This window comes from Rhizobium esperanzae (assembly GCF_014197615.1).
In the GTDB taxonomy this organism is placed as follows: Bacteria; Pseudomonadota; Alphaproteobacteria; order Rhizobiales; family Rhizobiaceae; genus Rhizobium; species Rhizobium esperanzae_A.
Genome location: NZ_JACIFY010000001.1, coordinates 445,420 through 470,137, shown reverse-complemented (window position 1 = coordinate 470,137; position 24,718 = coordinate 445,420). Strand labels below are relative to the sequence as shown.

Below are 24,718 nucleotides of genomic sequence, written 5' to 3'. Positions count from 1 at the left end.
GTAAATTCAATGCGGCGATGGAGGAGACTGATAAGTGTTGTCGACGGGCAACAGGTCTAGGCCAACGCCGGCCGGTACCGATGCCCGGCTCTTACTGCACCAGCACTGGCTGCTGGCAGCGCACATCGGTGACGCGTATGTCCGCCTCACCGATCTTGATGCCGAGCAGGGTCAGCGTGTTGAAAAGCAACTCATCAAGCGGTTTCGCCAGCGCCGAGAGCGTATCGGCGACAGCGCCTTGCACCACGGTCTTCGACAGGCCGATACCGAGACCGGCAATCGTGACCTGGATATCGGTATCCTTGACCAGCGATTGCACGGCCGAGGTCAGCGTATCTTTCGTCGAGACGTTTTTGATGGTCTTTGCCGCGATGTCGCTCGGCTGGAAGGTCAGCTTGCTCTTGCTGAGATTGGTCACGTTGATATGGGCCAGGCCAGAGACGTTGAGCAGCGGCGCGTCCATTAGCGTCGCGCGCGTCACGCGGGGCGGGCTGTCGAAATTGACGAAGGCCTTGCTATCGACGTCGCCGAGCGACAGCTCTGCGACGCCGGGCACGACTTCGACGCCGACGCTGGCATTCCTGGCCGCGCCGCCGAGACAGGAGATGCTCGCAAGCCGGGCCTCGGCGTGGGCGACCTCAAGATAGAGGGGAACGCGCACCCTCAGCCCGGCGATCGAATTGGCGCCGAGCAGCGTTACTTCGAGCGCCAGTCGGACCTGGGCCGTCCGCACGGTTGCGCCGGTGACTCCGACCGCGTTCGAGGCCGCGCCCTTCGGCATCTCGCCGATAGCCAGCGTCAGCTTGACCGTGCCAAGTCCGGGCACGGCGGCCCCCAGATCGGCGGAGACCTGCTTCTTCTGGTTTGCCGCAACGGCTGCTGCCGAGACGATATCCATGACGCTCGCCTGGGCCGAGAGCTGTGAGCCGCTGCCGATGACACGCTCGCCTGCTAATCCTAGATTGAATATGCCTTCGAGTCTTATCTTGAGTTGATTTGCGCCAAGCGACTTCCCGATCGCGTCGAGCGACTTGGTGACGGTGGGTGTAAGGCCGCCGGACTTTTCAAGCGTCTTCAAGAGGCGGGGATAGGAGATGTCGGTCGCCAGCAGCTCATCATAGGTGGCGGCGGTCAAATTGAGATCGGTCGCCAGCATTTCCAAAAAGGGGAAGAGCTTGACGTCGGCAGAGGCGAGGGCCTCGTAATCGGCTGCCTTCAGCGAGAGGCTGGTGCCGAGCAGGTTGCCGAGCAGCGAGTTCAGCACGCCGCCATTGAGGCTCGCAAGCCGAGAGCCGATGGAAAAGGCCGCAAGTTTCGAGGCCGAGGCGGTGCCGACGGCGGTGAGGTTGGGAGCGGCGGCGAAAGCAGTGGCGAAGAACAACTCCGCTTTCTGGGTAATGCCCACCTTGGCGGCGTCGTAGGGCTGCGTGCCGGCGGCAAAACGGCTGCCGAGCGGCACCGACGCATCCGCGAGGTAGGTGCCAGGGGTGAAATCGGCAACGGCGTCGAATTGCATGAGATCTGCCGTCAGCGGCAGAAGGCCCTTCTTCGTCGCATAACCGGAGCTGGTGCGGACAGCGATATTAAGGCCGTTCTCGTCGAAGTTGGCGACGAGACTGTCAACGGCGTGGTGGATGTCGGCGGCAGCGACGATGGCGCCGAGATCGCTCAACTGCTGAAGACGGCGCTGCTGAAGCGTCATCATGCCGTAGTCGACGCCGAGGCCGAGAGAATAGAGGACGAGAGGCGCGCACAGCGCTGCCATGATGGCGATATTTCCGGAAGCATCGGTGGCGATGCGCCGCCGGCGAGGATAGAACATGCGCATCTACAGGCCCCCCATCCGGATTGTCGCAAAGCGTCGAATCGTGTGGTCCGGCAAGGGAAAAGTATAGAGATTCCAAATCGGCAGGTTGGCGGTGTCGTATTCCGCCGTCACTGTGAACTGGTTGGAATTGGCGGCGTCGGTGGTGACCGTGACATGCAGCTTGGTCTTCTCGATCAGCGGGTGGTCGATCGTCGACTGGCTGATGAAGTCATTGACCAGTTGAGATCGCTCTTGGCTTGTCAGACCGGCGACGGCGGTGCGCGCCGCATCGGCGGTCAGTTGCTGCACCGCATGGGCAGCGCTCAGATAGATACCGTAGGCAATCATCGTCAGCACGACCAGGAGAAAGAGCGGCGCGACGATGGCGAATTCTATCGCGGCGGCGCCATGCTGGTTCGAAGGGAAACGTTGGAAAATTCTCATCTTTCACCCCCTCTGCGGGACTGCGTCGATGCAGATCACCGGTTGCGACTATAGATCATCATGTGTTAATTTTGGATTATCTAATAAACGTGCTGGATGTATCCAGTCATTCAACGGCGAGATACTTGGGTTATATTTCCGCGATTTTGGCGGAGTTTGTTTGGTTTTGCAACCGTTGATATTGATCTTCTGCATGGGTGTCGATGCACGCAGAAGGAAGTATTTTCAGTTGTTTTCCGCCAGAGCATCGGTTTGCTATGCGCTAGCCCGGCGGCCTTCAGAATTGTTGATCCTTCGTTCAGGGAAATGGATTTGACGCCGATGCGGACGGCTGGAATCTTTCTGTCAGAAACAGGGGGATGACCATGAGCGAACGACATATTGGCAGCTGCCTTTGCGGGGGCGTGCGATTTTCAATTCGGGGGAAACTCGGGCCTGTCGTCGGTTGCCACTGTTCGCAATGCCGCCGGCAGACGGGGTTTTATTATGCCGCGGTAAACGTGCCGCGCGCGGCTCTTTCGGTGGAAGACGAAGACGCGGTGCGTTGGTATCGGTCGAGCCAAGAGGCGCAGCGCGGCTTCTGCTCGAACTGCGGTTCGGCGCTGTTCTGGCAGGGCGATGAATCGCCTGAGATTTCAATTCTGGCCGGAGCTTTCGACGAACCGACCGGCCTTGCCTTCAGCCATCATATTTACTGCGCCGACAAGGGCGATTTCTACGAGATCTCGGATGGGCTGCCGCAATATGACAGATATCCCGTTTAGCTTTTGGCAGAAAGCGCGGCGGTGAGGCGGGCGACGTCCTCGCGTAGCGCCGTCAGTTCGGTCAGAACGCTCATGTCTATCTTCTGGTGGAGCGAGAGCACTTCGAGTTCGGCCTTGAGATTGACTTCGTAATCCTTGGCGGCCTCGAAGCGGTCGCGCTCGGCCTGACGGTTCTGCGACATCATGATGATCGGCGCCTGGATGGCGGCCAGCATCGACAGGATCAGGTTGAGGAAAACAAAGGGGTAGGGGTCGAAAGCGCCGGTCGCCAGGATGATGGTGTTGATCAGCGTCCAGACGACAAGGAAGGCCAGGAAGGCGAGGATGAACGACCAGGAACCGCCGATGCGGGCGATGCCGTCGGCGACACGCTCGCCGAACGAGGCCTCGGCGGTAAGAGCGGCGTTGACGTCGGTCGAGATGACCTTGCGCTCGTGCGCCCTTGCGAGCACGCGCTTTTCGATATCGCCGAGTTCGTTGGCCGGCTTGTCGAAATGATGGTGCATGAAGTTCGAAAGATTAGACATTGCCTGGTTCCGGTGCCGGTTATCCCTAAGATCGCTTTCGGGGCCAGTATTCAGCTGTGCCGGTAAATTGCAATGCGTATCGATGCCGCGTCGCGCCGTGCGATCCGTTCATAAAAATTTCGTCTCTGGGAAGCGCCGCTTTCGGAGCGAACATGTTGCCGTTGCGGAAACTGCAAGCTAAATAAATGACATGACACAGGAAAACGCTCTCTCCGATATCCTCCGCATTGCCATCGCGCAGCTCAACCCAACGGTCGGCGATGTCGCCGGCAATCTCGCCAAGGCGCGGGAAGCACGCGCCGATGCGGGCCGGGAGGGCGCGCATCTGCTCGTGCTGACCGAGCTTTTCATCTCCGGATACCCGCCTGAAGATCTGGTGCTGAAGCCGGCTTTCATCCGCGCCTGCTGGAAGGCGGTCGAGAGCCTGGCGGCCGATACGGCCGATGGCGGGCCGGGCGTCATCATCGGTTTTCCCCGGCAGGACGAGGCCGGGCGCTACAACTCCGTTGCCGTGCTCGACGGCGGCAAGGTAATCGCGGTGCGCGACAAGGTCGATCTGCCGAATTACGGCGAATTCGACGAGAAGCGCGTTTTCCATCAGGGCGCCATGCCCGGGCCGGTGAATTTCCGCGGCATCAGGATCGGTATTCCGATCTGCGAGGATATCTGGGGCGATCTCGGCGTTTGCGAGACTCTGGCCGAAAGCGGTGCCGAGATCCTGCTGTCGCCGAACGGTTCGCCTTATTATCGCGGCAAGGTCGATATCCGCCATCAGGTCGTGCTGAAGCAGGTGATCGAGACCGGCTTGCCGCTGGTCTATGCCGCCCAGCTCGGCGGCCAGGACGAGCTTGTCTTCGACGGGGCGAGCTTCGCCTTCAACGCCGACAAGTCGCTGGCTTTCCAGATGAGCCAGTTCGAGACCGCGCTTGCGGTGACCACCTGGAAGCGCGGCGAGGCCGGCTGGCATTGCGCCGAAGGGCCGATGGCGCATATCCCGGAAGGCGAGGAGGCCGATTACCGGGCCTGCCTGCTCGGCTTTCGCGACTACGTCAACAAAAACGGCTTCAAGACCGTCGTGCTCGGCCTTTCCGGCGGCATCGACTCGGCAATCTGCGCGGCAATCGCCGTCGATGCGCTCGGCGAAGAGCGGGTTCGCACTGTCATGCTGCCCTACCGCTATACATCCGAGGATTCGCTGAAGGACGCCGCCGATTGCGCCAAGGCGCTCGGCTGCCGTTACGACATCGTGCCGATCGAAGAGCCGGTGACGGGATTCAGCAACGCGCTCGCTAGCCTCTTCGAGGGCACGGATAGCGGCGTCACCGAAGAGAACCTGCAGAGCCGCGCCCGCGGCGTCATCCTGATGGCGATCTCCAACAAGTTCGGCTCGATGGTGGTGACGACGGGCAACAAGTCGGAAATGTCGGTCGGCTACGCCACGCTCTACGGCGATATGAACGGCGGCTTCAATCCGATCAAGGACCTCTACAAGATGCAGGTCTATGCGCTGTCGCGCTGGCGCAATGAGAATGTGCCGCCCGGCGCGCTAGGCCCTTCCGGCGAGGTGATCCCGCGCAATATCATCGACAAGGCGCCATCGGCCGAACTGCGTCCCGACCAGAAGGATCAGGATTCGCTGCCGCCCTATCCCGTTCTCGACGATATTCTCGAATGCCTTGTCGAAAAGGAGATGGCGGTCGAAGAGATCGTCGCGCGCGGCCATGACGTCGCTACCGTTCACCGCGTCGAGCACCTGCTCTATCTTGCCGAATACAAGCGCCGGCAATCGGCGCCGGGCGTGAAGATCACCAAGAAGAATTTCGGGCGCGACCGGCGCTATCCCATCACCAACCGGTTTCGGGATCGCTGAGCTACCCAAGCTATCTGGAGGAAACATGCGCAGCTCGGTCGAGATCTACAATGTCAGGACGGGCAGGGCTCGCGAAGTCTGGCAGACGGACAGGCTGGTCGAGGCACCGAACTTCTCGCCTGATGGTTCCTACCTGCTCTTGAACGGCGACGGTCTGCTCTTCCGGCTGCCGCTTGATGGTGGCGAAGTCACCCAAGTCGACACCGGCTTTGCCGTCAACTGCAACAATGATCACGGCATTTCGCCTGATGGCACCGGGATCGTCATCTCCGACAAGACCGAATTCGGCAAGTCGACAATCTATATCCTGCCGATTGAGGGCGGCACGCCGCGGCTGATCACCGAGAACCAGCCTTCCTACTGGCACGGCTGGTCACCCGATGGCCGCCAACTCGCCTATTGCGGCATCCGCGACGATCTCTTCGACATCTATACGATCTCCGTCGACGGCGGCACAGAGACGCGGCTCACGCATGGCGAGGGCCGCAATGACGGGCCGGATTATTCCGCCGACGGGCAGTGGATCTATTTCAATTCCAGCCGCACCGGGCTGATGCAGATCTGGCGCATCCACCCAGATGGCACAGGCCTCGAGCAGGTGACGTCGGACAATCACGGCAACTGGTTCGCTCATCCGTCGCCCAAAAACGACAAGGTACTGATCCTGTCCTACGACCCCTCGGTTTTCGACCATCCGCGCGATCTCGATGTACGGCTGCGGATAATGGACATGGACGGCGGCAATCTGAAGACTCTGTTCGAGCTTTTCGGCGGGCAGGGCACGATCAACGTGCCCTGCTGGTCACCAGATGGTGACGAGTTTGCTTATGTCAGATACTTCCCGGTGAGATCTTGAGAGTGGTGCCCCGCCATTTGATGATGGGCGGTAGGTATTTGATGATATCGAGAGACCGCCTACTGAGGATGAATCTGGAGGTATAGACTTGCTGGCTGTCTTGAGATGCGTGTGGACGCTGCGTGGTTTCACGATCGCCGGCTCCGTGGTGGCAATGGGTTTCACGCTCGCAGGATGTTCATATCTTTTTGTCCGCGGCGTCGAGGGAAGCTACCTCGCAACGGGTACTCCGGTGCTCGGAAAGGTGACTGCGAGGAACGAGAGTGAGGAGATGGGGGGAACGATTGAGATCGGCTCGGCCGAAAGGCAGCAATGCAAGGGTCGCTACAGCGTATCGCAGGTGAAGACAGATTTCTGGAAGCTGGAGACCGGCGAGCGAACCTATCGCGGGAAGATCTACTGTCTGGATGGTCGAGCAGGGGCGTTTGAACTCATATCGAAGGATAAGGGGAAAACCGGTTCGATCACCGGCGAAATCAATGGCGAGGCATTTCAACTCGATATGTTCGAATCGAAGAGCCGTGAGTGCGTGACGGACGAATGCAGATGGGGCTTGAGGTGGACTTACGAAAAAGAGCGCGACAACATGCGTACCTATTACAAGGTCGCGACTGAACACGAGCCCGATTCAACGGATCCATGGCTGCTCTATTAGATCTGCTCCTATTCCGCGTGCTGGTGATCCGGCCCGGGCTCCACCCATGATGGCGGGCGGTGGGTTAGTATAGTAACCCCATGAAGCCGTATCCGGTAGGCGTAGCCGTGAGATAACCGGCTTGGTCCCACCGCCCTGTTGGGCGATGGGTGTCTGCCCGCCGCGCTTGATGCTGTCTGTCAGGCTGCGACGGCTGCCTTGCGCCGGTCGCGGACGGCCTTGGCCAGATCCTCGAGTACATCCACCGACATATCCCAGTCGATGCAGCCGTCGGTAATAGACTGGCCGTAGACCAGCGGCTTGCCGGGAATGAGATCCTGGCGGCCGGCGACGAGGTTGCTTTCGATCATCATGCCTTTGATGTGGCTGTTTCCGGCAGCGATCTGCGAGGCCACGGATTTGACGACGCGCGGCTGGTTCATCGGGTCCTTGCCGCTGTTGGCATGGCTGGCATCGATCAGGATGCGCGGGGTCAGGCCGAGCTTGACGGCCTCGCCGACGACGGCTTCGACATCGGCCGCTTCATAATTCGGCTGTTTGCCGCCGCGCAGGATGATGTGGCAGTCCTCATTGCCGCTCGTCGAGGCGATCGCCGCCTGTCCGTCCTTGGTGACGGCGGGGAAATGATGCGGCTGCGAGGCGGCCAGGATCGCATCGAGGGCGACGCGGGCGCTGCCATCGGTGCCGTTCTTGAAACCGATCGGGCAGGAGAGGCCGGAGGCGAGCTGGCGATGGATCTGGCTTTCGGTCGTGCGCGCGCCGATGGCGCCCCAGCTGACAAGGTCGGCGATGTATTGCGGCGTGATCGTGTCGAGGAATTCGACGCCGGCCGGAAGGCCCATGGCATTGATGTCGAGCAGCAGGCGTCTGGCAATCCTTAACCCTTCCTCGATGCGGTAGCTGCCGTCGAGATGCGGGTCGTTCATCAGGCCCTTCCAGCCGACGGTGGTGCGGGGCTTTTCGAAATAGACGCGCATGACGATTTCGAGATCGTCGGCGAAGCGTCGTCGCTGCTCCTGGAGCCGCGCCGCATAGTCCCGGGCGGCGACGGGGTCGTGGATCGAGCAGGGGCCGATGACGACGATCAGGCGATCGTCTTTGCCGTGGAGAATTTTATGGATCGCATCGCGATTGCTGGTCACGGTCTCGGTGACAACAGCATCGCGGTGGATTTCCGCAATCATATCGGCGGGTTTGGTCAGCGGGGTGATCTCGAGGATTCGCAGATCATCAATGGTATCGGACACGGTATGGCTCCTGTTTGGTCATACCGGGCGAAACAAAAAAGCCGCCAGGTAGACTAGCGGCTGTTCGGGTTGTCGTCGCGTTGACTTCAGCTACGCATAGACCCGCATCCGCTCTGAGCAGCGGTACGAATAAAATCGCGAGGCGTAGATCGAAGTGGTCGACATCAGGCGTATGTAGCGCCACGGCCGCCTGATGTCACGCAGAATTTGCGGCCTGAAAATCCGGCTGCTGCGGGCCCCCCAAATCGCTGGAGCAGGGAGGCAGAACGCATATCGCCCGGAAGCGTGCTGCTTCCGGGCGATATGAACGCGGAAGCCGAGATCAGAGGGCGTCGACGTTGACGCCGACGGTGATGGCGCCGATCGGCGTTCCCTTGTCATCGGATATCGTGACACTTGCCTGCGACTGCAGCGCCTGGGTCGATTCGTCCTTTTCGATCTCATCGACGAAGACGGCATCCTTGCCGGCGCCGAAGGATTTCTGGAACTTGCCCTCGTCGCCCTGCCAGTAGTCGGAAGTGGGGTCGCTTTGGCCGACATTCAGCCCCTTTGCATCCATGACGAAGATTTCAGCAATCTTGCCGTTGGACGCGGCCTTCTTTTCCTGCAGGAATTTCGACAGCGCGTTGCCGAGCACGCCGTCGATCATCGAATGGTCGGAACCATCGACCTCGGCGCGCCACTTCTTGTCGAGGGCGTCGATATCGCCCTGGCTGAGATTGGCGTTTGCGGCATTCTGCGCCTTGATGGCCTCGATGATCGCAGGGTCGTTCAGCCAGGGTTTGATGTCGCTTGTCACGTAGTCGGCGATCGGCGCAAGCTTCGCATCCTGCGCCATGGATACGCCCATGGGCATGGCGACGGCGGTGCAGGCCAAAAGCAATGCGGTCATAACTTTCTTCATAATGTTCCCTTCCCGATTTTGGGGTGTTGAGGATTAAAGGCTTATCGAACTTCGTTGGCGTCAGAACTCTTCCCAGGCGCCGGGAGAGGCGGCGACGGCGGCGTTACCCGCATGGCGCTGCGAAAAACTCCTCTGTTCCGAGCGAGGTTGACGAACGGGTTGAGCGGCTTTGGGCTGGCTGACGGCAGAGACGGCGACGGTGAACCGGCCGGCCGACTCCTGCAGAAGGCGTCCCTGCATCAGCAGTTCCTGGCAGGCTGCGTTGGTCTCCTCGACCATCGCCGCATTCTGCTGTGTGGCCTGATCCATCTGGTTGATCGCACCGTTGATTTCCTGCAGGCCCGTCGCCTGTTCGCGATAGGACAGGACAATCGACGCGATGCTGTCGCTGATGCGGTTGATCTGCTCCTCGATCTTCAAGAGGGCATCGCCGGTCTCGTTCACCAGCCCAACGCCGGCTGCCACCTCCTGGCCGGATACGCTGATCAGGTTCTTGATTTCCTTTGCCGCATTGGCGGAGCGCTGGGCGAGTTCCCGCACTTCCTGCGCGACGACCGCAAAACCCTTGCCGGCTTCGCCGGCACGCGCGGCCTCGACGCCGGCATTCAGCGCCAGCAGGTTCGTCTGGAAAGCGATTTCGTCGATGACGCCGATAATACGGCCGATCTGGCTCGATGAGGTCTGGATCCTGTCCATCGCTCCGATCGCATCGCGTACCACCGTTGCCGAGACATGGGCACTGCGCTTGGTTTCCTCGACCAGCTTGCCGGCACTTTCGGCCCGCTGCGACGACGTTCTGACCGTCGTCGTCACCTCATCGAGGGCTGCGGCGGTCTGTTCAAGGGCGGCGGCCTGTTGCTCTGTCCGCCTGGCGAGCTGATCGGCGGATGATGCCAGTTCGCTGGAGCCGCCTTCAACTGCCACGGAGGCAGTCTTGATCTCCGTCAGCGCGGCTGCGACCGCCTGAACCATGTTGTTGAAATCCTGGCGCAATTTGTCGAACTCAGGACCGAGATCGGCGAGCTGGATCGAGAAGTCGCCGGCGGCAAGCTTTTCCAATTCATTTGCTAGCGCTGTCATTACAAGCCGCTGAGCGTTGCTGGCCTCTTCCGTCAACAAGGTATTACGCGCCCGTTCGGCGTCGAATGAGGCGCTCTGCTCGGCAGCGGCCCGCTCTCTTTCGATCTTGGCAATCGCCTCGTTGCGGAAAACTTCCAAGGCACGCGCCAGGAAGCCGATTTCATCGCCATTTTCCCGGTAGGTGACGGGAGAGGCGAGATCGCCTTTCTGCAAGGCGCTAATTCTCTCACTGAGGATCCTGAGGGGCCGGCCGACGAGGCTGCGCATGGCGAGAAGAAAAGCGACGACGGCCATGGCGGTGATCGCGAACTGCGTCAACAGCGAAACCAGGACCTTCTGCTTGACTTCGGCAGCGATTTTTTCGATCGACCAGTTGGTGACGACGTAGCCGGTGGCCTTGCCCGCCTTATCCAGCGGAAGCGGCGCGATGATCGTGACCACGCCGGCAGATATCCCGCTGTCATCGATCGTGGTTTTTTCCGGCTTCGCGCTGAGGCGCTTTGCCAGATCGGCCGATGCGGGCAAACCGTCGATACCGTCGCGCGTCCAAGTATCGACGGCGGCAGGTTCGGCGTTGAAGGCGGCAAACTGAACGAGGTCGAGCGAGGGATCGTCGCGGTAGAGTGAATAGGCCTCGCGAACGGCGTTCGCCTTGCCCCATTTCACGCCGCCGGCAGACAGAGATGCAAACTGCTCTGCATCCTTGGACCAGTTCGCCTTGGCGCCATCGATCAGCGCCTTGGTTTCGTACATCCATGTATAGGTGGCAAAGGCGGAAATGCCGCAGAGGTTGACGGCAACGATAATCGCCGCCAGCTTGGCTGTCAGAGGCATCGTTTTTAAAAATTGGAACATGCCGCGGGGGCCTCGAAACGCGGCTCAGTCGAATAGTTTCTCGACCAGCCTATCAACACGGGCATCCACGCCGGCGGTCGCAGCACGAGCACTCATGCCCATGTCCCCCTTGCGACCCAAAACGCGCAGACGCAGTGTGTCTGCGATGTGTGAATAAATCATAAAGTAGAATGGGATGCGGGGACGGACCGGCTCCCAGTCCGGGATGGCCGGCCTTGATCGCGGAGAGCGACCTTTCATGCGAAATTAGGGGCTGTTTTCCGCCATGGCCTCTTCGGGCTCGGTCCGGCGATGCTTGCGGCGGCGCGTCGTCAGTTCGCCGCCGGCATCGCGCGGGAGGCGCAGGAAGGTGATGCAGGCGAGCGCCGAGATCGCCGAGACGCTGAAGAAGGCGGTGTGGAAATCCGAAACCAGCAGCCTGCCGCCGTGAAGGCTGCTCGAAATTTCCAGGATGCCGCCGGCAATCGCCACACCCATCGCCATCGAGATGCGCTGGGCGACGGCATTGATGGCGGTCGCCTGACTGCTGTCGGCATCGTCGACATCGCCGAAGGCCATGGCGTTGACGCCCGAAAAGGCCATGGAGCGGAACAGGCCGCCGATCAGCAGGCAGGCCATGATCAAGGGCAGCGGCGTTTCGGCGGTGAAGAAGCCGTTGATGCCGAGGAAGATCGCCGCCAGCAATGTGGTGATCGATATGACGGTGCGGAAGCCGAAGGCATTGAAGGTGCGCGAGGCTGCGAATTTCGACCCCATGGAGCCGAGCGCGCTGACGAAGGTGACCGAGCCGGATTGCAGCGGCGTCAGGCCGAAGCCGAGCTGCAACATCAGCGGCATCAGAAAGGGCAGGGCGCCGAGCCCCATGCGGAAATTGGAGGCGCCGAGGATCGCCGCCCGGAACATCGGGTAGCGGAACATTTTCGGATCGAGAAGCGGATAGGCAGCGCGGCGGGCATGCAGGAGATAGAGGAGGCCGGCGAGGATGCCGATCGCCACCGTGACGTAACCGTAGATGACGGGTACGGCCGGCAGGCTGATGACCGACAGGCCGAAGACGAAGCCGGAAAAGCCGATGCCGCAGAGGAAGAAGCCCGGAAAATCCATCGGCCGCGGACTGCGCGGCTCGACCGCCGGCAGGAAACGCGTGACGAGGATGATGCCGGCGACGCCGATCGGGACGTTGATCCAGAAGATCCAGTGCCAGGTGAGATAGGTGGTGAGGAAACCACCGATCGGCGGCCCCATGATCGGGCCGATCAACGCGGGAATGGTGAGCCAGGCCATGGCATCGACCAGTTCATGGCGCGGCGTTCCCCGGACCAGGAGCAGGCGGCTGACCGGCGTCATCATCGAGCCGCCGGCCCCCTGGATCAGCCGCGAGACGACGAAGGCGGCGATCGAATTGGAAAAGGCGCAGGCGACCGAGCCAACCATGAAGACTGATATCGCCAAACGGAAGACGTTACGTGCGCCGAAACGATCCGACATCCAGCCGCTGATCGGAATGAAGATCGCCAGCGCCACGAGATAGCTGGTGACGGCAAGCTTCAGCGCGATCGGCGACGTGCCGATATCGGCGGCGATGGCGGGCAGGCTGGTGGCGATCACGGTCGAATCCATCTGTTCCATAAACAGGGCGACCGCGAGGATCATGGGCGTCAGGCGGGGCACGGGCAACCGGGATGCAAAGAGGAAAATCGCGGCGCCACGGGCGTCGATTGGTATCCGTTCGTTTCTACGGCAGCGATATGCACCTGTCCATGCGGTCGATGTCACATGCAGTTGAGCGCTGCATGAAGACCAGCTTGCCGCAGCACCCGTTTCCTGAAATAGATGCGCCGTCAGGTGCCCGTCGGTGAGGCGGGAGAATCGGGAATCCGGTGTAAGACCGGAACGTGCCCAACGCTGTAAGGCCGACGCCTGCCGCATCATTACGCCACTGGCTTTTGCCGGGAAGGCTGCGGCAGACGGATGACGCCAAGTCAGAAGACCGGCCTGGCAAGATAGACCCAACCCGCGCGGACGGCGGGCGGTTGCGTTGTTGGGGATATGACGATGCGACCCTTTGATGAGGATGCCCTTTCAGTGGCGTCCGGTTTTTCCTTGGCCGAACGCGAGGCCGTTTATCACGCGATCATGACGCGGCGCGACGTGCGCAGCCAGTTCCTGCCCGACCCCTTGCCCGACGATGTCGTGGCGCGGCTGCTGACGGCCGCCCATCACGCGCCCTCGGTCGGCTTCATGCAGCCGTGGAATTTCATTCTGGTGAAAAGCGCCGCTGTCCGTTCGCGCGTGCGGGATGCTTTTGCCAAGGCCAACGAGGAGGCGGCATTGATGTTCGAGGGCGAGCGGCGGCAGACCTACCGCTCCCTCAAGCTCGAAGGCATCGTCGAGGCGCCGCTCGGTATTTGCGTGACCTGCGACCCCACCCGCAGCGGCAGCGTGGTGCTGGGGCGCACGCACAATCCCAGGATGGATAGCTATTCCACAGTCTGCGCAATCCAGAATCTCTGGCTTGCGGCCCGCACTGAGGGGATCGGCATCGGCTGGGTCAGTATCTTTCGGGAAGGCGACCTGAAGACCATTCTCGGCATACCCGAGCATGTCGAGGTGGTCGCCTGGCTCTGTGCCGGTTTCGTCGATCGGCTCTATGACGAGCCGGAACTTTCCGTCAAAGGCTGGCGGCAGCGGCTGCCGCTTGAGGAACTCGTGTTTCACGAAGGCTGGGGACGGAGCGAGCGCTGAACGGCGCCGCGTCGAACCCGGCTCGGCCAATCACTGCTGTTGCGGCTGCGGTCCCGGCGTTGCCGGATTGGCGAGGTCGATCGAACCCTGATCGCCGGCGAGGAATTGCGGGCCGACCTGCCGGACCTTGTTCTGCGTGGGGTCGTAGGGACGATCGGGAACGGATGGCTGCGGGGCTGTTGCTGCCGCAGTATCTTTTACCGGCCGATTGGTGCGAATGGTGGTGATCGAGCCCTGCTGCGGCGGTTCGCTTAACGTCTGCTTGCCGCGCATCTCGTCGTAATAGGCGGTCAGATTGCAGGCGCAGGAGGACTTTTCGCCGGGCGAGCGGTTCTTGTAGGCAAAGGCGTTCTTCATGGCGCTGTAGGGCGTGCCGGTTGCGACCGAGATCATGTTCGAGGCTTCGGTGCTCGTCACCTCGCGATAGAACAGTTCCGTCTCGATGCCGGGACACATTTTGGCGCAGGTTTCGGCGTCGCGGCCGAAATCGACCGAGGTGGCGTTCGAGCTGATCGGGAAGAAGCCGCCGTCGCAGCTGCGCACGCACATGGTGCTGATGGGAGAGAGCATATCGGCCCGCGGCAGGCCGTAACGCGGATCGACTTCTCCACCGCCGCCGAGCGGAATGAAGGTGTCGCCGCGCATCGCCTGTTCCTCGATGCTGGGGGCGGGATCGTTGGCGCTGCGTTCGGACGGCGCATAGAAATTTTCGCTGTTGCAGCCGTTGCGCTCCAGAGCGGCCATCAGTTCCCGGCGCGCGCCGTCATCGCCCTGGCTGCGCAGCTCGTCGCGGCGATCCTGGAGGTAGCGGATATTGTCGATCATCCGGGCTTCGGCCTGCGAGAGTTCGGCGCAATAATCGGCATTCTCGCCGCCGATCACGACCATGCTGCCCGAGGTGCAGCCGTAGCTGCGCAGATCGTTGCGAACCTTGCGCAGCTCGAGGTTCTGCTCGGCCATGGCGCTGGAATATTGGCGCGCTTCAGGGCCGTTGCCATTGCCGATCGATCGCGGCAGGTCCGCGAGGCGGCCGCGCAGGTCGTTGCAGATAGCGCTGCTCTGCGCAGCCGCGGGCGATGCCAACGCAAGAAGAAGGACAAGAGAGAGGTTTCGGCGTTTCACGGCTCGTCCCGGAATGAGCATACGGTCGAAGATCGATGCGACGTCACTTCGCCGCGTGGTTTCTCTTAGCGTGTTTCTCTTAAGAAGCTCAGCTAAATTCTTAGCGCATTTTCGCGATTTTAGCCAGCAATGGCGTCCCCCGGTTTCGCTTGCGTCAGGAGTTGTGCTATCGCGAAACATATACCATCAGAAGAAACCAAACGTGAAAAACGTCCTATTCATATGTAGCCAGAACAAACTTCGCAGTCCGACGGCTGAACAGGTTTTTGCCGACTGGCCAGGCATCAATGCCTCCTCGGCCGGCACAAACAATGATGCCGAAAACCCGCTGTCCGCCGAGCAGATCGAATGGGCTGATATCGTGTTCGTTATGGAAAGAACTCACCATACGAAAGTTCAGAACAGGTACAGATCAGCTCTCAAAGGGAAGCGCCTGATATGCCTTCATATTCCGGATGATAACGATTTCATGGACCCTGCGCTCATCCGGCTGCTGAAGGCTAAAGTCCCTCAGCATCTGTAAGTTCAATTTCGCTGCATTCGCCGGCAGCCGGCTTACGCCGGCTGCGAGGCCTCGACGACGGCGAGTGCCGCCATGTTGACGACGCCGCGGGAGGTGACCGAGGGAGCGAGGATATGGGCGGGCAGGGCGGCGCCGAGCAGGATCGGGCCGACATGCAGGCCGTCGGTCATCGACTTCACCACACCGAGCGTGATGTTGGCGGCGTCGAGGTTCGGGAAGACCAGCAGGTTCGCCTCGTCATGGAGCGTCGTGTGCGGCATGACGCGTTTGCGCAGTGCCTCGGTGATGGCGCTTTCGCCGTGCATTTCGCCGTCGACCTCGAGATCCGGCGCGCTGTCGCGCACGAGCTGCAGGGCATTGCGCATCTTGGTGGCGCTTTCGGATTCGCGCGAGCCGAAGTTGGAATGCGAGACGAGGGCGGCACGCGGGGTGATGCCGAAGCGGCGGATTTCCTCGGCGGCCAGAACCGTCGATTCGGCGATTTCCTCGGCGCTCGGATTGAAGGTGACGTAGGTGTCGGTGAAGAAGGTGGCGCCGCGCTGCGAGATCATCAGGCTGAGCGCGGAGAAATCGCGGACATCCTTGCGCTTGCCGATGATCTGGCGGACATCGCGCAGATGCTTCTCATAGCGGCCTTCCAGGCCGCAGATCAGCGCATCGGCCTCGCCGCGCCTGAGCGCCAGCGCCCCGATAACGGTGGTGTTGGTGCGCACGATGGTGCGGGCAGCCTCCGGAATGACGCCGCGGCGGCCGACGAGCGAAAAATAGAGATCGACATATTCGCGGAAGCGCGGATCGTCTTCCGGATTGATGACCTCGAAATCCTGCAGCGGGCGGATACGCAGACCGTAGCGCTTCAGGCGCGTCTCGATGACCTGCGGGCGGCCGATGAGGATCGGGTCGGCAAGGCCTTCCTCAAGCAGCACCTGGGCGGCGCGCAGCACGCGTTCGTCTTCGCCTTCGGAGAAGATGACGCGCTTGCGTTCGGCGGCCTTGGCGGCGGTGAAGATCGGCTTCATGACGAAGCCGGAGCGGAAGACGAAGCGGTTCAACTGATCGAGATAGGCGTCGAAATCCTGGATCGGGCGGCGCGCCACGCCGCTCTGTTCGGCAGCCCTTGCGACTGCGGGCGCGATGCGCAGGATCAGGCGCGGGTCGAAGGGCGAGGGGATCAGGTAATCGGGGCCGAAGACCGGGGTCTCGCCGGAATAGGCGCGGGCGGCGACATCGGACGGTTCCTCGCGGGCAAGGGCGGCGATGGCGCGCACGGCTGCCATCTTCATTTCCTCGTTGATCGTCTCGGCGCCGCAATCGAGCGCGCCGCGGAAGATATAGGGGAAGCAGAGGACGTTGTTGACCTGGTTGGCGAAATCCGAGCGGCCGGTGCAGATCATCGCGTCAGGACGGGCAGCACGAGCAAGATCCGGCATGATCTCGGGCGTCGGGTTTGCGAGCGCCATGATCAGCGGCTTGTCGGCCATCTGCGCCAGCAGTTCCGGCTTCAGCACGCCGGCGGCCGAAAGGCCGAGGAAGACGTCGGCGCCGCCGATATTTTCGGCCAGCGTGCGCGTCTCGCTCTTCTGGGCATAGACGGATTTCCATTCATCCATCAGCTCGGTGCGGCCCTCATAGACGAGGCCTTCGAGATCGTGGACCCAGATGTTTTCGCGTTTTGCCCCGAGGATCACCAGGAGATTGAGGCAGGCGAGAGCCGCGGCACCGGCGCCGGAGGCGACGATCTTGATGTCGGCGATGTTCTTGCCGGCGAGTTCCAGCCCGTTCAGGATCGCGGCGGCGACGATGATCGCCGTGCCGTGCTGGTCGTCGTGGAAGACGGGGATCTTCATCTTCTCGCGCAGGCGCCGCTCGACTTCGAAACATTCCGGCGCCTTGATGTCTTCGAGGTTGATGCCGCCGAAGGTCGGTTCCAGCGAGGAAACGGTGGAGACCATCTGTTCGACGCTTGCCGCGTCGATCTCGATATCGAAGACATCGATGCCGGCGAATTTCTTGAAGAGCACGGCCTTGCCCTCCATGACCGGCTTCGAGGCGAGCGGGCCGATATTGCCGAGGCCGAGAACGGCGGTGCCGTTGGAGATGACGGCGACGAGATTGGCGCGCGAGGTATATTCGGCCGCCATCTCCGGATTGTCGCGGATCGCAAGGCAGGGGGCGGCAACGCCGGGCGAGTAGGCGAGCGCGAGGTCGCGCTGGTTGCCGAGCGGCTTGGTCGCCTGGATCTCCAGCTTGCCGGGGCGGGGGTAGCGGTGGAAGAAGAGCGCCTGTTCGTCGAGATCGCCGCTCGTCAGGTTCTTTTCCGTCTTGGATTTTTCTTGGTTATCCATCGCCGCCTCCGTGCACGTCTTTTTGGGAGTTCCCTCCATACATCAATCGGATACGGGCGACAGTATGGAAATGAGGGCTGGGAGAAGTTTTCGTCGCGCGCGCGCGGAGGGGGCACGCACTGCGGATGGGCCTGACGTATCGTCATCACGGTACTAATCCTTTTGGAAAACTTGTTTGACGCCTTCCGCAAGCGCAAAATGCCGGCCGCGACGGTGCGGGGCGCCGGTCGCATGGAGGAAATCATGGACAATTTGAACCTGACGACCCTGCAAAAGGGGCAGACGATGGTCAATGACGTGGCCATGGATGCCTTTGCCGCCGGATTTCGCGGCAATCTCCTGACCGGCAAAGATATGGATTACAATGCGGCGCGGGCGATCTGGAACGCGATGATCGACCGCCGGCCCGGCCTGATCGCACGCTGCGCGGGTGCAGCCGATGTCGTTCGCGCGGTGCGCTTTGCACGCGACAACAATCTGCTCGTTTCGGTGCGCGGCGGCGGCCACGGTATTGCCGGCAATGCGGTCTGCGAGGGCGGTATCGTCATCGACCTGTCGGCCATGAAATCGGTGCGCGTCGATCCTGAGATACGCCGCGCCTGGATCGGGCCGGGCGCGACGCTGGCCGACGTCGATCAGGAAACGATGGCCTTCGGACTGGTGCTGCCGACCGGCATCAATTCCACGACCGGCATCGCCGGACTGACGCTCGGCGGCGGGTTCGGCTGGCTGACCCGCAAATTCGGGTTGACCGTCGACAATCTGCTTTCGGTCGATGTGGTGACGGCCGACGGCGAACTGGTCAAGGCGAGCGAGACGGAAAGGCCGGACCTCTTCTGGGCGCTGCGCGGCGGCGGCGGCAATTTCGGTGTCGTCACCTCCTTCGAGTTCCAGCTCAACCCCCTCAAAACAGAGGTTCTCGCCGGGCTGGTGGTGCATCCCTTCACTGACGCGGAGAAGGTGCTGAGGGAATATCGCCAGGCGCTGGAAGCCGCACCCGATGAACTGACCTGCTGGGTGGTGATGCGCCAGGCGCCGCCGCTGCCGTTCCTTCCCGCGGAATGGCATGGCAAGGAGGTCTTGGTGCTTGCCATGTGTTATTGCGGGGACGTGGCGGCCGGGGAAAAGGCAACGGCCGGATTGCGCGCCATCGGAAAACCGATTGCCGATGTCGTCGGCCCAGTGCCGTTCACCGGCTGGCAGCAGGCATTCGATCCGCTGCTCACCCCCGGTGCGCGCAACTACTGGAAGAGCCAGGATTTTGCTTCGCTTTCGGATGCGGCGATCGACGTTTTGCTCAACGCCGTGCGCAAACTGCCGGGGCCGGAATGCGAAATATTCGTCGGCCATGTCGGCGGAGCCGCCGGCCGCATCCCCACCGAGGCCACCGCATTTCCGCAGCGCAGTTCGCATTTCGTCATGAATGTGCATGCGCGCTGGCGGGAAAGCGGCATGGATGCAAGCTGCATCGGCTGGGCGCGCGAGCTGTTCGAGGCAACCAAGCCGCTTGCCGTTGGCACCGCCTATATCAACTTCATGCCGGAGGACGAGACCGATCGGGTCGAAATGGCGTACGGCGCCAATTATGCCCGGCTTGCCGAAATCAAGCTGCGCTATGATCCGAACAATCTGTTCCGCATGAACCAGAATGTGAAACCGATGGCGGCGGTGCGGGCTGCCTGAGGGGAGCGATAAATACCAGCAAGTCGAAGCCGCCGCTGCGCGTCAAGCAGAACGCGCGGCGGCCTATATCTTCGGCTGGTGACAGGCGGATTGCTTGTCACCCATCGGTGATATCGAGCAATTCCTGCAGCAGGGCCGCATCGTCGGACCCGGGATCTCCGTCGGGTCTCAGAACATGGGCAAGCCATGCCCCATCCGCCGCCAGGCGGACGATTTCGAGCCGGATTCCCCTGTCGGTCGCGGCATGCCTGATGAGCCGGTCATTGATCCATTTGTGCCAGAGGCTCTTGGAGTAGGGGTCGGCAAGCACCGTCATGGTCTGGGCCGACCATGGGCTGTTGTTTTGAGCGCGGTCGGCAAACAGGGTGCGGACATAGGCGCGGGTGAATGTGCCGTGGCCGCCCTTGTCCTTTTCCAATTCCTCGTCGATCTCGCGATCCAGGTTTTCCATCATCCCGTCGAAGACGGCTTCGATGAGAGCCTGCTTATTGGGGAAATGGTGAAACAGGCCTCCCTTGGTCACGCCGGCAGCACTGGCGACCGCCTGCAGGCTGACGGCAGCCAGGCCATGCGCTAGCGCCAGTTTCGTGGCGCAATCGAGCAGCGCTTGTCGCACGACATCAGGCTGTTTCTTTCTGTTTCGGGGGCTATCTATCAATGGACGATCCGTGTTCGTGCGGCGCTTCGCGACGAGGGCGCGCAGGAGGTCAGTATCACTCTCGGGATCGCAATGCCACGGGATCTCGTGAAACGGTTTCGCTATCATACCAACCGGTAGGTATCTTGAAAACCGAAAAAATATCGACTACCTGTCGGCTCAGGAGGCCCGCCGAACGTCATTGTCGGCGGGCTGTGTTTTTGGCACCACAATGCGCCATCCAAGAAGGGTGATGAACATGCTTCTTCGAACGAAATCATTGCGTTACACGTTCATCCTGGCGCTGCTGCTTGGTGCGGGACTGCCGGCTCACGCTCAGGAAGGCGGCGCGATGCCGCCCGCGGCCGTCAGCGTCCTGACGCTTGAGGCGCGCCCCGTTCCCGTCGTCAGCGAATTGCCCGGCCGTATTGCCGCGACACGCGTATCGGAGGTGCGGGCCAGGGTTTCCGGCATTCTGCAGGAGCGGGTCTTCGAGCAGGGCAGCCTCGTTCACCAGGGCGACGTGCTCTACCGGATCGATCCGGCGCTGTTCCGCGTCCGGGTGGCAAGTGCCGAGGCAAGCCTCGAGCGCGCAAAGGCGACGCAGACGAATGCCCGCCTGCAGCTCGATCGCCAGAAGTCGCTGCGCGACCGCGATGTTGCAAGCGGTATCGAATACGATACGGCAGCTGTCGCCCTTGCCCAGGCGGATGCCGATGTCGCGCTGGCGCAGGCAGCGCTCGACGAGGCGAAGATCAATCTCGGTTATACCGAAGTCCGAGCGCCGATATCAGGCATCATCGGCGGTGCGCTGGTGACTGAAGGTGCGCTGGTGACGGCCGACGCCGGTGATGCTCTTGCCATGATCCAGCAGATCGACCCGGTCTATGCCGACTTCACGCAATCCTCCGGCGAGCTGCTGGCGCTGAAGCGGGCGGTCGAGAACGGCAGCCTCGCCTCGACGGAACCAGGCAAGGCCGACATCAAACTCGTCTTCGACGACGGCACAGTCTACGGCCAGGCCGGAAAGCTGCTCTTCCGCAGCGCCAGCGTCGATGCGACGACGGGCCAAGTCACTCTGCGCGGCGAATTTCCCAATCCCAAGGGCGATCTGCTGCCGGGTCTCTACGTCAGGGTCCGCATCGAGCTGGCCGTCCGGGAGAAGGCGATCCTCATCCCGCAACGCGCCGTCATCCGCGCGGCCGATGGCAAGCCTCAGGTTTACGTGGTGCAGGAGGGAGACGTGGCGCAGCCGCGCGACGTCGAACTCGGTCAATCCTCCGGCAATGAATGGGTGGTCGAAAGCGGCCTGTCGTCAGGCGAACGTCTTGTCGTCGACGGCGTGCAGAAGCTGCAGCCGGGCGCCAAGGTCGCGCCGGAAGAGTGGCGTAATGGCGAAGTCGCGTCCGGTGACACCAAGAAGCCGGAGTAAGATCGATGGCACGTTTCTTTATCGATCGCCCGATCCTTGCCTGGGTGTTTGCGATCTTCATCTCCATCGCCGGCCTGATCGCGCTGCCGTTCCTGCCGGTCGCCCAGTATCCGAAGGTCGCCCCGCCGCAGCTCAGCATCACCACCAGCTATCCCGGCGCATCGCCGCAGGACATCTATCAGGGCGTGACCCGCCAGATCGAGGAAGAGCTGAACGGGGTCGAGCACCTTTCCTATTTCGAGTCGACCTCCGATACTTCAGGCGCGATGACGATCACGGCGACCTTCGCGGCAGGCACGGATATCGACCAGGCCTCCGTCGACGTCCAGAATGCCATCCGCCGCGTCGAGCCGCGGCTGCCGCAGTCCGTCAAGGATCAGGGCATTACGGTCGAGGAGGCGTCGTCGGGCTTCCTGATGTTCATCTCGCTGACGTCGACGGACGGGAAGACCGATGAGGTGGCGCTCGGCGACTATCTCAACCGAAATGTCATCGGCGAGCTGCGCCGCCTCGACGGCGTCGGCCGCGCGCAGCTGTTTGCCTCGCAGCGGGCGATGCGTATCTGGATCGATCCCGACAAAATGGTCGGCCTCAACCTCACGGCATCCGATATCAGTACGGCGATTTCGGCGCAGAATGCCCAGGTCGCGGCAGGCCAGATCGGCGCGGCGCCCAATCCGATCTCCCAGGACCTGACGGCGACGGTGCTGGTCAAGGGTCAGCTGACCGATACCAAGGAGTTCGGAGACATCGTGCTGCGCGCCAATGCCGACGGCTCGAACGTCAGGCTGCGCGACGTCGCACGCATCGAAGAGGGCAGCGAGAGCTACAGCTTTTCCACCCGGCTGAACGGCCAGCCGAGTGCCGCGATCGCCATCCAGCTGTCGTCGACGGGCAATGCCGTCAGCACCTCCAATCTGGTCAAGGCGAAGATGGAGGAGCTGTCGCGCTTCTTCCCCGATGGCGTCGAATATTCCGTTCCCTACGACACCAGTCCGTTCGTCTCCGCATCGATCGAAAAGGTGGCGCATACGCTCGCAGAAGCCGTCGCGCTCGTCTTCATCGTCATGCTCATCTTCCTGCAGAGCTTCCGTTACACCATCATTCCGACGCTCGTCGTGCCGGTCGCGCTGCTCGGAACGCTTGCGGTGATGTTTGCCGCCGGCTTCTCGATTAATGTGTTGACGATGTTCGCGATGGTGCTTGCCATCGGCATTCTGGTCGATGACGCCATCGTCGTGGTCGAAAACGTCGAGCGGCTGATGGCGGTGGAAGGGCTGTCGCCGAAGGAGGCGACCAAAAAGGCGATGCGGCAGATCACCGGCGCCATCCTCGGCATCACGCTGGTTCTTTCCTGCGTCTTCGTGCCGATGGCGTTTTTCCCGGGCTCGACCGGCATCATCTATCGCCAGTTCAGCCTGACCATGGTTGTCTCAATCCTGTTTTCGGCCTTCCTGGCGCTGTCGCTGACACCGGCGCTCTGCGCCACATTCCTCAAGCCGATCAAGGGCCATCACGAGAAGAAAGGCATCGCCGGCTGGTTCAACCGCAATTTCGACCGGCTGACCGGCCGTTATGCCCGCACCGTCGAGGGACTGGCCAAGCGCTCCTGGCGGGTGATGGCCGTCTACGTCGCGCTCGTCGTCGGTCTCGGCTACCTCTTCGTCAACCTGCCGAGCAGCTTCGTGCCGGATGAGGATCAAGGCTTCCTGATCGTCGACGTGCAGGGGCCGCCGGAGGCAAGCCGCAACCGCACGGTGGCCTCGCTCGAAAGCATCGAGGCGATCTTCAAGAAGGAGCCGGCCGTTGCCAATGTCGTCGCGATCCAGGGCTTCAGCTTTTCCGGTCAGGGGCCGAATGCCGCCCTGGTCTTCGTGACCCTCAAGGACTGGGCCGAACGCGGCGCCGGCAATACGGTGCAGGAAATCTCCAACCGCGCCAATATGCAGCTGTTCGCGTTGAAGGATGCGATGTCCTTCGCGCTGTCGCCGCCGCCGATCGAAGGTTTCGGCACCACCAACGGCTTCACCTTCCGCCTGCAGGATCGTGGGGGCAAGGGCCAGGCTGCACTGACCGAGGCTGCAGGAATGTTGCTCGGCAAGGCCTCCGAGAACCCCATCATCGCTGGTATCCGCCCGGAAGGCATGCCGGATTCGGCCCAACTGGTGCTCGTCATCGATCGCGAAAAGGCCAATACCTTCGGCGTCGCCTTTGCCGACATCAACAGCACGATCACCGCCAATCTCGGTTCGAGCTATGTCAACGATTTCCCGAATTCCGGCCGTATGCAGCGCGTCATCGTGCAGGCGCAGGACAAGAGCCGACTTCAGGCCGAAGACCTGATGAAGCTCAATGTCCGCAACGCGAGCGGCGGCATGGTGCCGCTCTCCTCCTTCGCCGTCGCCGAATGGCAGAAGGGACCGGCACAGATCGTCGGCTACAACGGCTATCCCTCCGTGCGCATCTCGGGTGCTCCGGCGCCCGGATATTCATCGGGCGCGGCGATTGCCGAAATGGAGCGGCTGGCCTCGGAGCTGCCCGACGGCTTCGGCTTCGAATGGACCGGCCAGTCGCTGGAGGAGCTCAGATCGGGATCGCAGGCGCCGTTCCTGTTCGGCCTCAGCATCCTTTTCGTTTTCCTGCTGCTATCCGGGCTGTACGAAAGCTGGTCGATCCCGTTGTCGGTGATGCTGGTCGTGCCGCTCGGGGTCATCGGCTGCGTGCTCGCGGTGATGAGCCGCGACATGTCCAACGACATTTATTTCAAGGTCGGCCTGATCGCGATCATCGGACTGTCGGCGAAAAACGCCATCCTCATCGTCGAATTCGCCAAGGATGGCTTTGCCGAGGGGAAATCGCTGATGGAGGCCGCGATCGAAGGCGCCCGTCTGCGTTTCCGGCCGATCATCATGACCTCGCTCGCCTTCACCTTGGGCGTGGTGCCCTTGGCGATCGCCACCGGGCCAAGTGCTGCCAGCCAGAATGCGATCGGCACCGGCGTGCTCGGCGGCATGGTGTCGGCGACGGTGCTGGCGATCTTCTTCGTTCCGGTCTTCTTCGTCTTCGTGCTGCGTCTTCTGAGGACGAAGCGGCCGGAGAGCATAAACGAGGAGGCTCCGGCGGGGCAGGAACCGGCAACGGTGACGTCGCCGACATAAGGTCTCCGCGACAAGCAATCGTTACCGGAATCGGCGGAGACTGGCCCAGGCCGGCTCCGTGCCT

General features: G+C 61.8%; 19 protein-coding genes and 1 riboswitch. Of the genes, 9 read left to right on the top strand and 10 right to left on the bottom strand.

Features of this window, described 5'->3' with window-relative positions; all coding sequences use genetic code 11:
- Positions 1-91 precede the first annotated feature (91 nt).
- Both GGD57_RS02360 and GGD57_RS02355 read right to left on the bottom strand, forming a co-directional pair.
- Positions 92-1,828 (bottom strand): pilus assembly protein TadG-related protein, encoded by a 1,737-nt coding sequence (locus GGD57_RS02360; RefSeq protein WP_184466435.1) that lies wholly within the window; start codon positions 1,826-1,828, stop codon positions 92-94.
- Positions 1,829-2,251, bottom strand: a complete 423-nt coding sequence (locus tag GGD57_RS02355; RefSeq protein ID WP_184466434.1) for a TadE/TadG family type IV pilus assembly protein — start codon at positions 2,249-2,251, stop codon at positions 1,829-1,831. It lies immediately after the preceding gene.
- Between the two features lie 365 nt (positions 2,252-2,616).
- Here GGD57_RS02355 and GGD57_RS02350 point away from each other — a divergent pair, with 365 nt between their 5' ends.
- On the top strand, positions 2,617-3,015 hold the full coding sequence (locus GGD57_RS02350; RefSeq protein WP_184466433.1) for a GFA family protein: 399 nt from the start codon (positions 2,617-2,619) through the stop codon (positions 3,013-3,015).
- Here the strand turns inward: GGD57_RS02350 and GGD57_RS02345 are convergent.
- Positions 3,012-3,542, bottom strand: coding sequence for a DUF1003 domain-containing protein (locus tag GGD57_RS02345; protein ID WP_184466432.1), 531 nt, complete (start codon positions 3,540-3,542; stop codon positions 3,012-3,014). The genes GGD57_RS02350 and GGD57_RS02345 overlap by 4 nt on opposite strands.
- Positions 3,543-3,732: 190 nt before the next feature.
- On the opposite strand from GGD57_RS02345, the gene GGD57_RS02340 reads away from it, so the two are divergent.
- The 3 genes from GGD57_RS02340 to GGD57_RS02330 all read left to right on the top strand — a co-directional run bounded on the left by GGD57_RS02340 (position 3,733) and on the right by GGD57_RS02330 (position 6,923).
- Entirely contained in the window at positions 3,733-5,412 is a 1,680-nt protein-coding gene (locus GGD57_RS02340; RefSeq protein ID WP_184466430.1) for an NAD+ synthase, read from the top strand.
- 25 nt (positions 5,413-5,437) lie between these two features.
- Positions 5,438-6,268 (top strand): TolB family protein, encoded by an 831-nt coding sequence (locus tag GGD57_RS02335; RefSeq protein ID WP_184466428.1) that lies wholly within the window; start codon positions 5,438-5,440, stop codon positions 6,266-6,268.
- A gap of 88 nt (positions 6,269-6,356) precedes the next feature.
- Positions 6,357-6,923: a hypothetical protein gene (locus tag GGD57_RS02330; RefSeq protein WP_184466426.1), complete on the top strand. Its 567-nt coding sequence runs from the start codon at positions 6,357-6,359 to the stop codon at positions 6,921-6,923.
- A 179-nt stretch (positions 6,924-7,102) separates the two neighbouring features.
- On the opposite strand, the gene GGD57_RS02325 is transcribed toward GGD57_RS02330, so the two are convergent.
- The 4 genes from GGD57_RS02325 to GGD57_RS02310 form a co-directional block, all read right to left on the bottom strand.
- Positions 7,103-8,170, bottom strand: a complete 1,068-nt coding sequence (locus tag GGD57_RS02325; protein ID WP_184466424.1) for a 3-deoxy-7-phosphoheptulonate synthase — start codon at positions 8,168-8,170, stop codon at positions 7,103-7,105.
- 322 nt (positions 8,171-8,492) lie between these two features.
- The gene (locus GGD57_RS02320) at positions 8,493-9,074 is read right to left on the bottom strand and encodes a hypothetical protein (RefSeq protein ID WP_184466423.1); all 582 of its coding nucleotides are present in this window, start codon (positions 9,072-9,074) and stop codon (positions 8,493-8,495) included.
- 60 nt (positions 9,075-9,134) lie between these two features.
- Complete coding sequence (locus tag GGD57_RS02315; RefSeq protein ID WP_184466421.1) at positions 9,135-11,009, bottom strand: methyl-accepting chemotaxis protein; 1,875 nt, start codon at positions 11,007-11,009, stop codon at positions 9,135-9,137.
- A gap of 246 nt (positions 11,010-11,255) precedes the next feature.
- Positions 11,256-12,662 carry an MFS transporter gene (locus GGD57_RS02310; protein WP_184466419.1) on the bottom strand — a complete coding sequence of 469 codons (1,407 nt, stop codon included), beginning with the start codon at positions 12,660-12,662 and terminating at the stop codon, positions 11,256-11,258.
- A gap of 173 nt (positions 12,663-12,835) precedes the next feature.
- A riboswitch (cobalamin riboswitch) is annotated at positions 12,836-13,022 on the top strand.
- Between the two features lie 42 nt (positions 13,023-13,064).
- On the opposite strand from GGD57_RS02310, the gene bluB reads away from it, so the two are divergent.
- Entirely contained in the window at positions 13,065-13,754 is a 690-nt protein-coding gene (bluB, locus tag GGD57_RS02305; protein ID WP_184466417.1) for a 5,6-dimethylbenzimidazole synthase, read from the top strand.
- A 30-nt stretch (positions 13,755-13,784) separates the two neighbouring features.
- Here bluB and GGD57_RS02300 read toward each other — a convergent pair whose 3' ends face one another.
- A complete protein-coding gene (locus GGD57_RS02300; RefSeq protein ID WP_184466415.1) occupies positions 13,785-14,876 on the bottom strand; it encodes a DUF2865 domain-containing protein in 1,092 nt (363 codons plus the stop codon).
- A gap of 202 nt (positions 14,877-15,078) precedes the next feature.
- Here GGD57_RS02300 and GGD57_RS02295 point away from each other — a divergent pair, with 202 nt between their 5' ends.
- Positions 15,079-15,399 carry a low molecular weight protein tyrosine phosphatase family protein gene (locus tag GGD57_RS02295; protein WP_184466413.1) on the top strand — a complete coding sequence of 107 codons (321 nt, stop codon included), beginning with the start codon at positions 15,079-15,081 and terminating at the stop codon, positions 15,397-15,399.
- Positions 15,400-15,431: 32 nt separating this feature from the next.
- On the opposite strand, the gene GGD57_RS02290 is transcribed toward GGD57_RS02295, so the two are convergent.
- On the bottom strand, positions 15,432-17,744 hold the full coding sequence (locus tag GGD57_RS02290) for an NADP-dependent malic enzyme (protein ID WP_184466411.1): 2,313 nt from the start codon (positions 17,742-17,744) through the stop codon (positions 15,432-15,434).
- 243 nt (positions 17,745-17,987) lie between these two features.
- On the opposite strand from GGD57_RS02290, the gene GGD57_RS02285 reads away from it, so the two are divergent.
- On the top strand, positions 17,988-19,427 hold the full coding sequence (locus GGD57_RS02285) for an FAD-binding oxidoreductase (protein ID WP_184466409.1): 1,440 nt from the start codon (positions 17,988-17,990) through the stop codon (positions 19,425-19,427).
- Positions 19,428-19,524: 97 nt separating this feature from the next.
- Here GGD57_RS02285 and GGD57_RS02280 read toward each other — a convergent pair whose 3' ends face one another.
- A complete protein-coding gene (locus GGD57_RS02280; protein WP_184466407.1) occupies positions 19,525-20,085 on the bottom strand; it encodes a TetR/AcrR family transcriptional regulator in 561 nt (186 codons plus the stop codon).
- Between the two features lie 232 nt (positions 20,086-20,317).
- On the opposite strand from GGD57_RS02280, the gene GGD57_RS02275 reads away from it, so the two are divergent.
- Both GGD57_RS02275 and GGD57_RS02270 read left to right on the top strand, forming a co-directional pair.
- Positions 20,318-21,496 (top strand): efflux RND transporter periplasmic adaptor subunit, encoded by a 1,179-nt coding sequence (locus GGD57_RS02275; RefSeq protein WP_184466405.1) that lies wholly within the window; start codon positions 20,318-20,320, stop codon positions 21,494-21,496.
- 5 nt (positions 21,497-21,501) lie between these two features.
- Positions 21,502-24,654: an efflux RND transporter permease subunit gene (locus GGD57_RS02270; RefSeq protein WP_184466402.1), complete on the top strand. Its 3,153-nt coding sequence runs from the start codon at positions 21,502-21,504 to the stop codon at positions 24,652-24,654.
- The last annotated feature ends 64 nt before the right edge of the window (positions 24,655-24,718 follow it).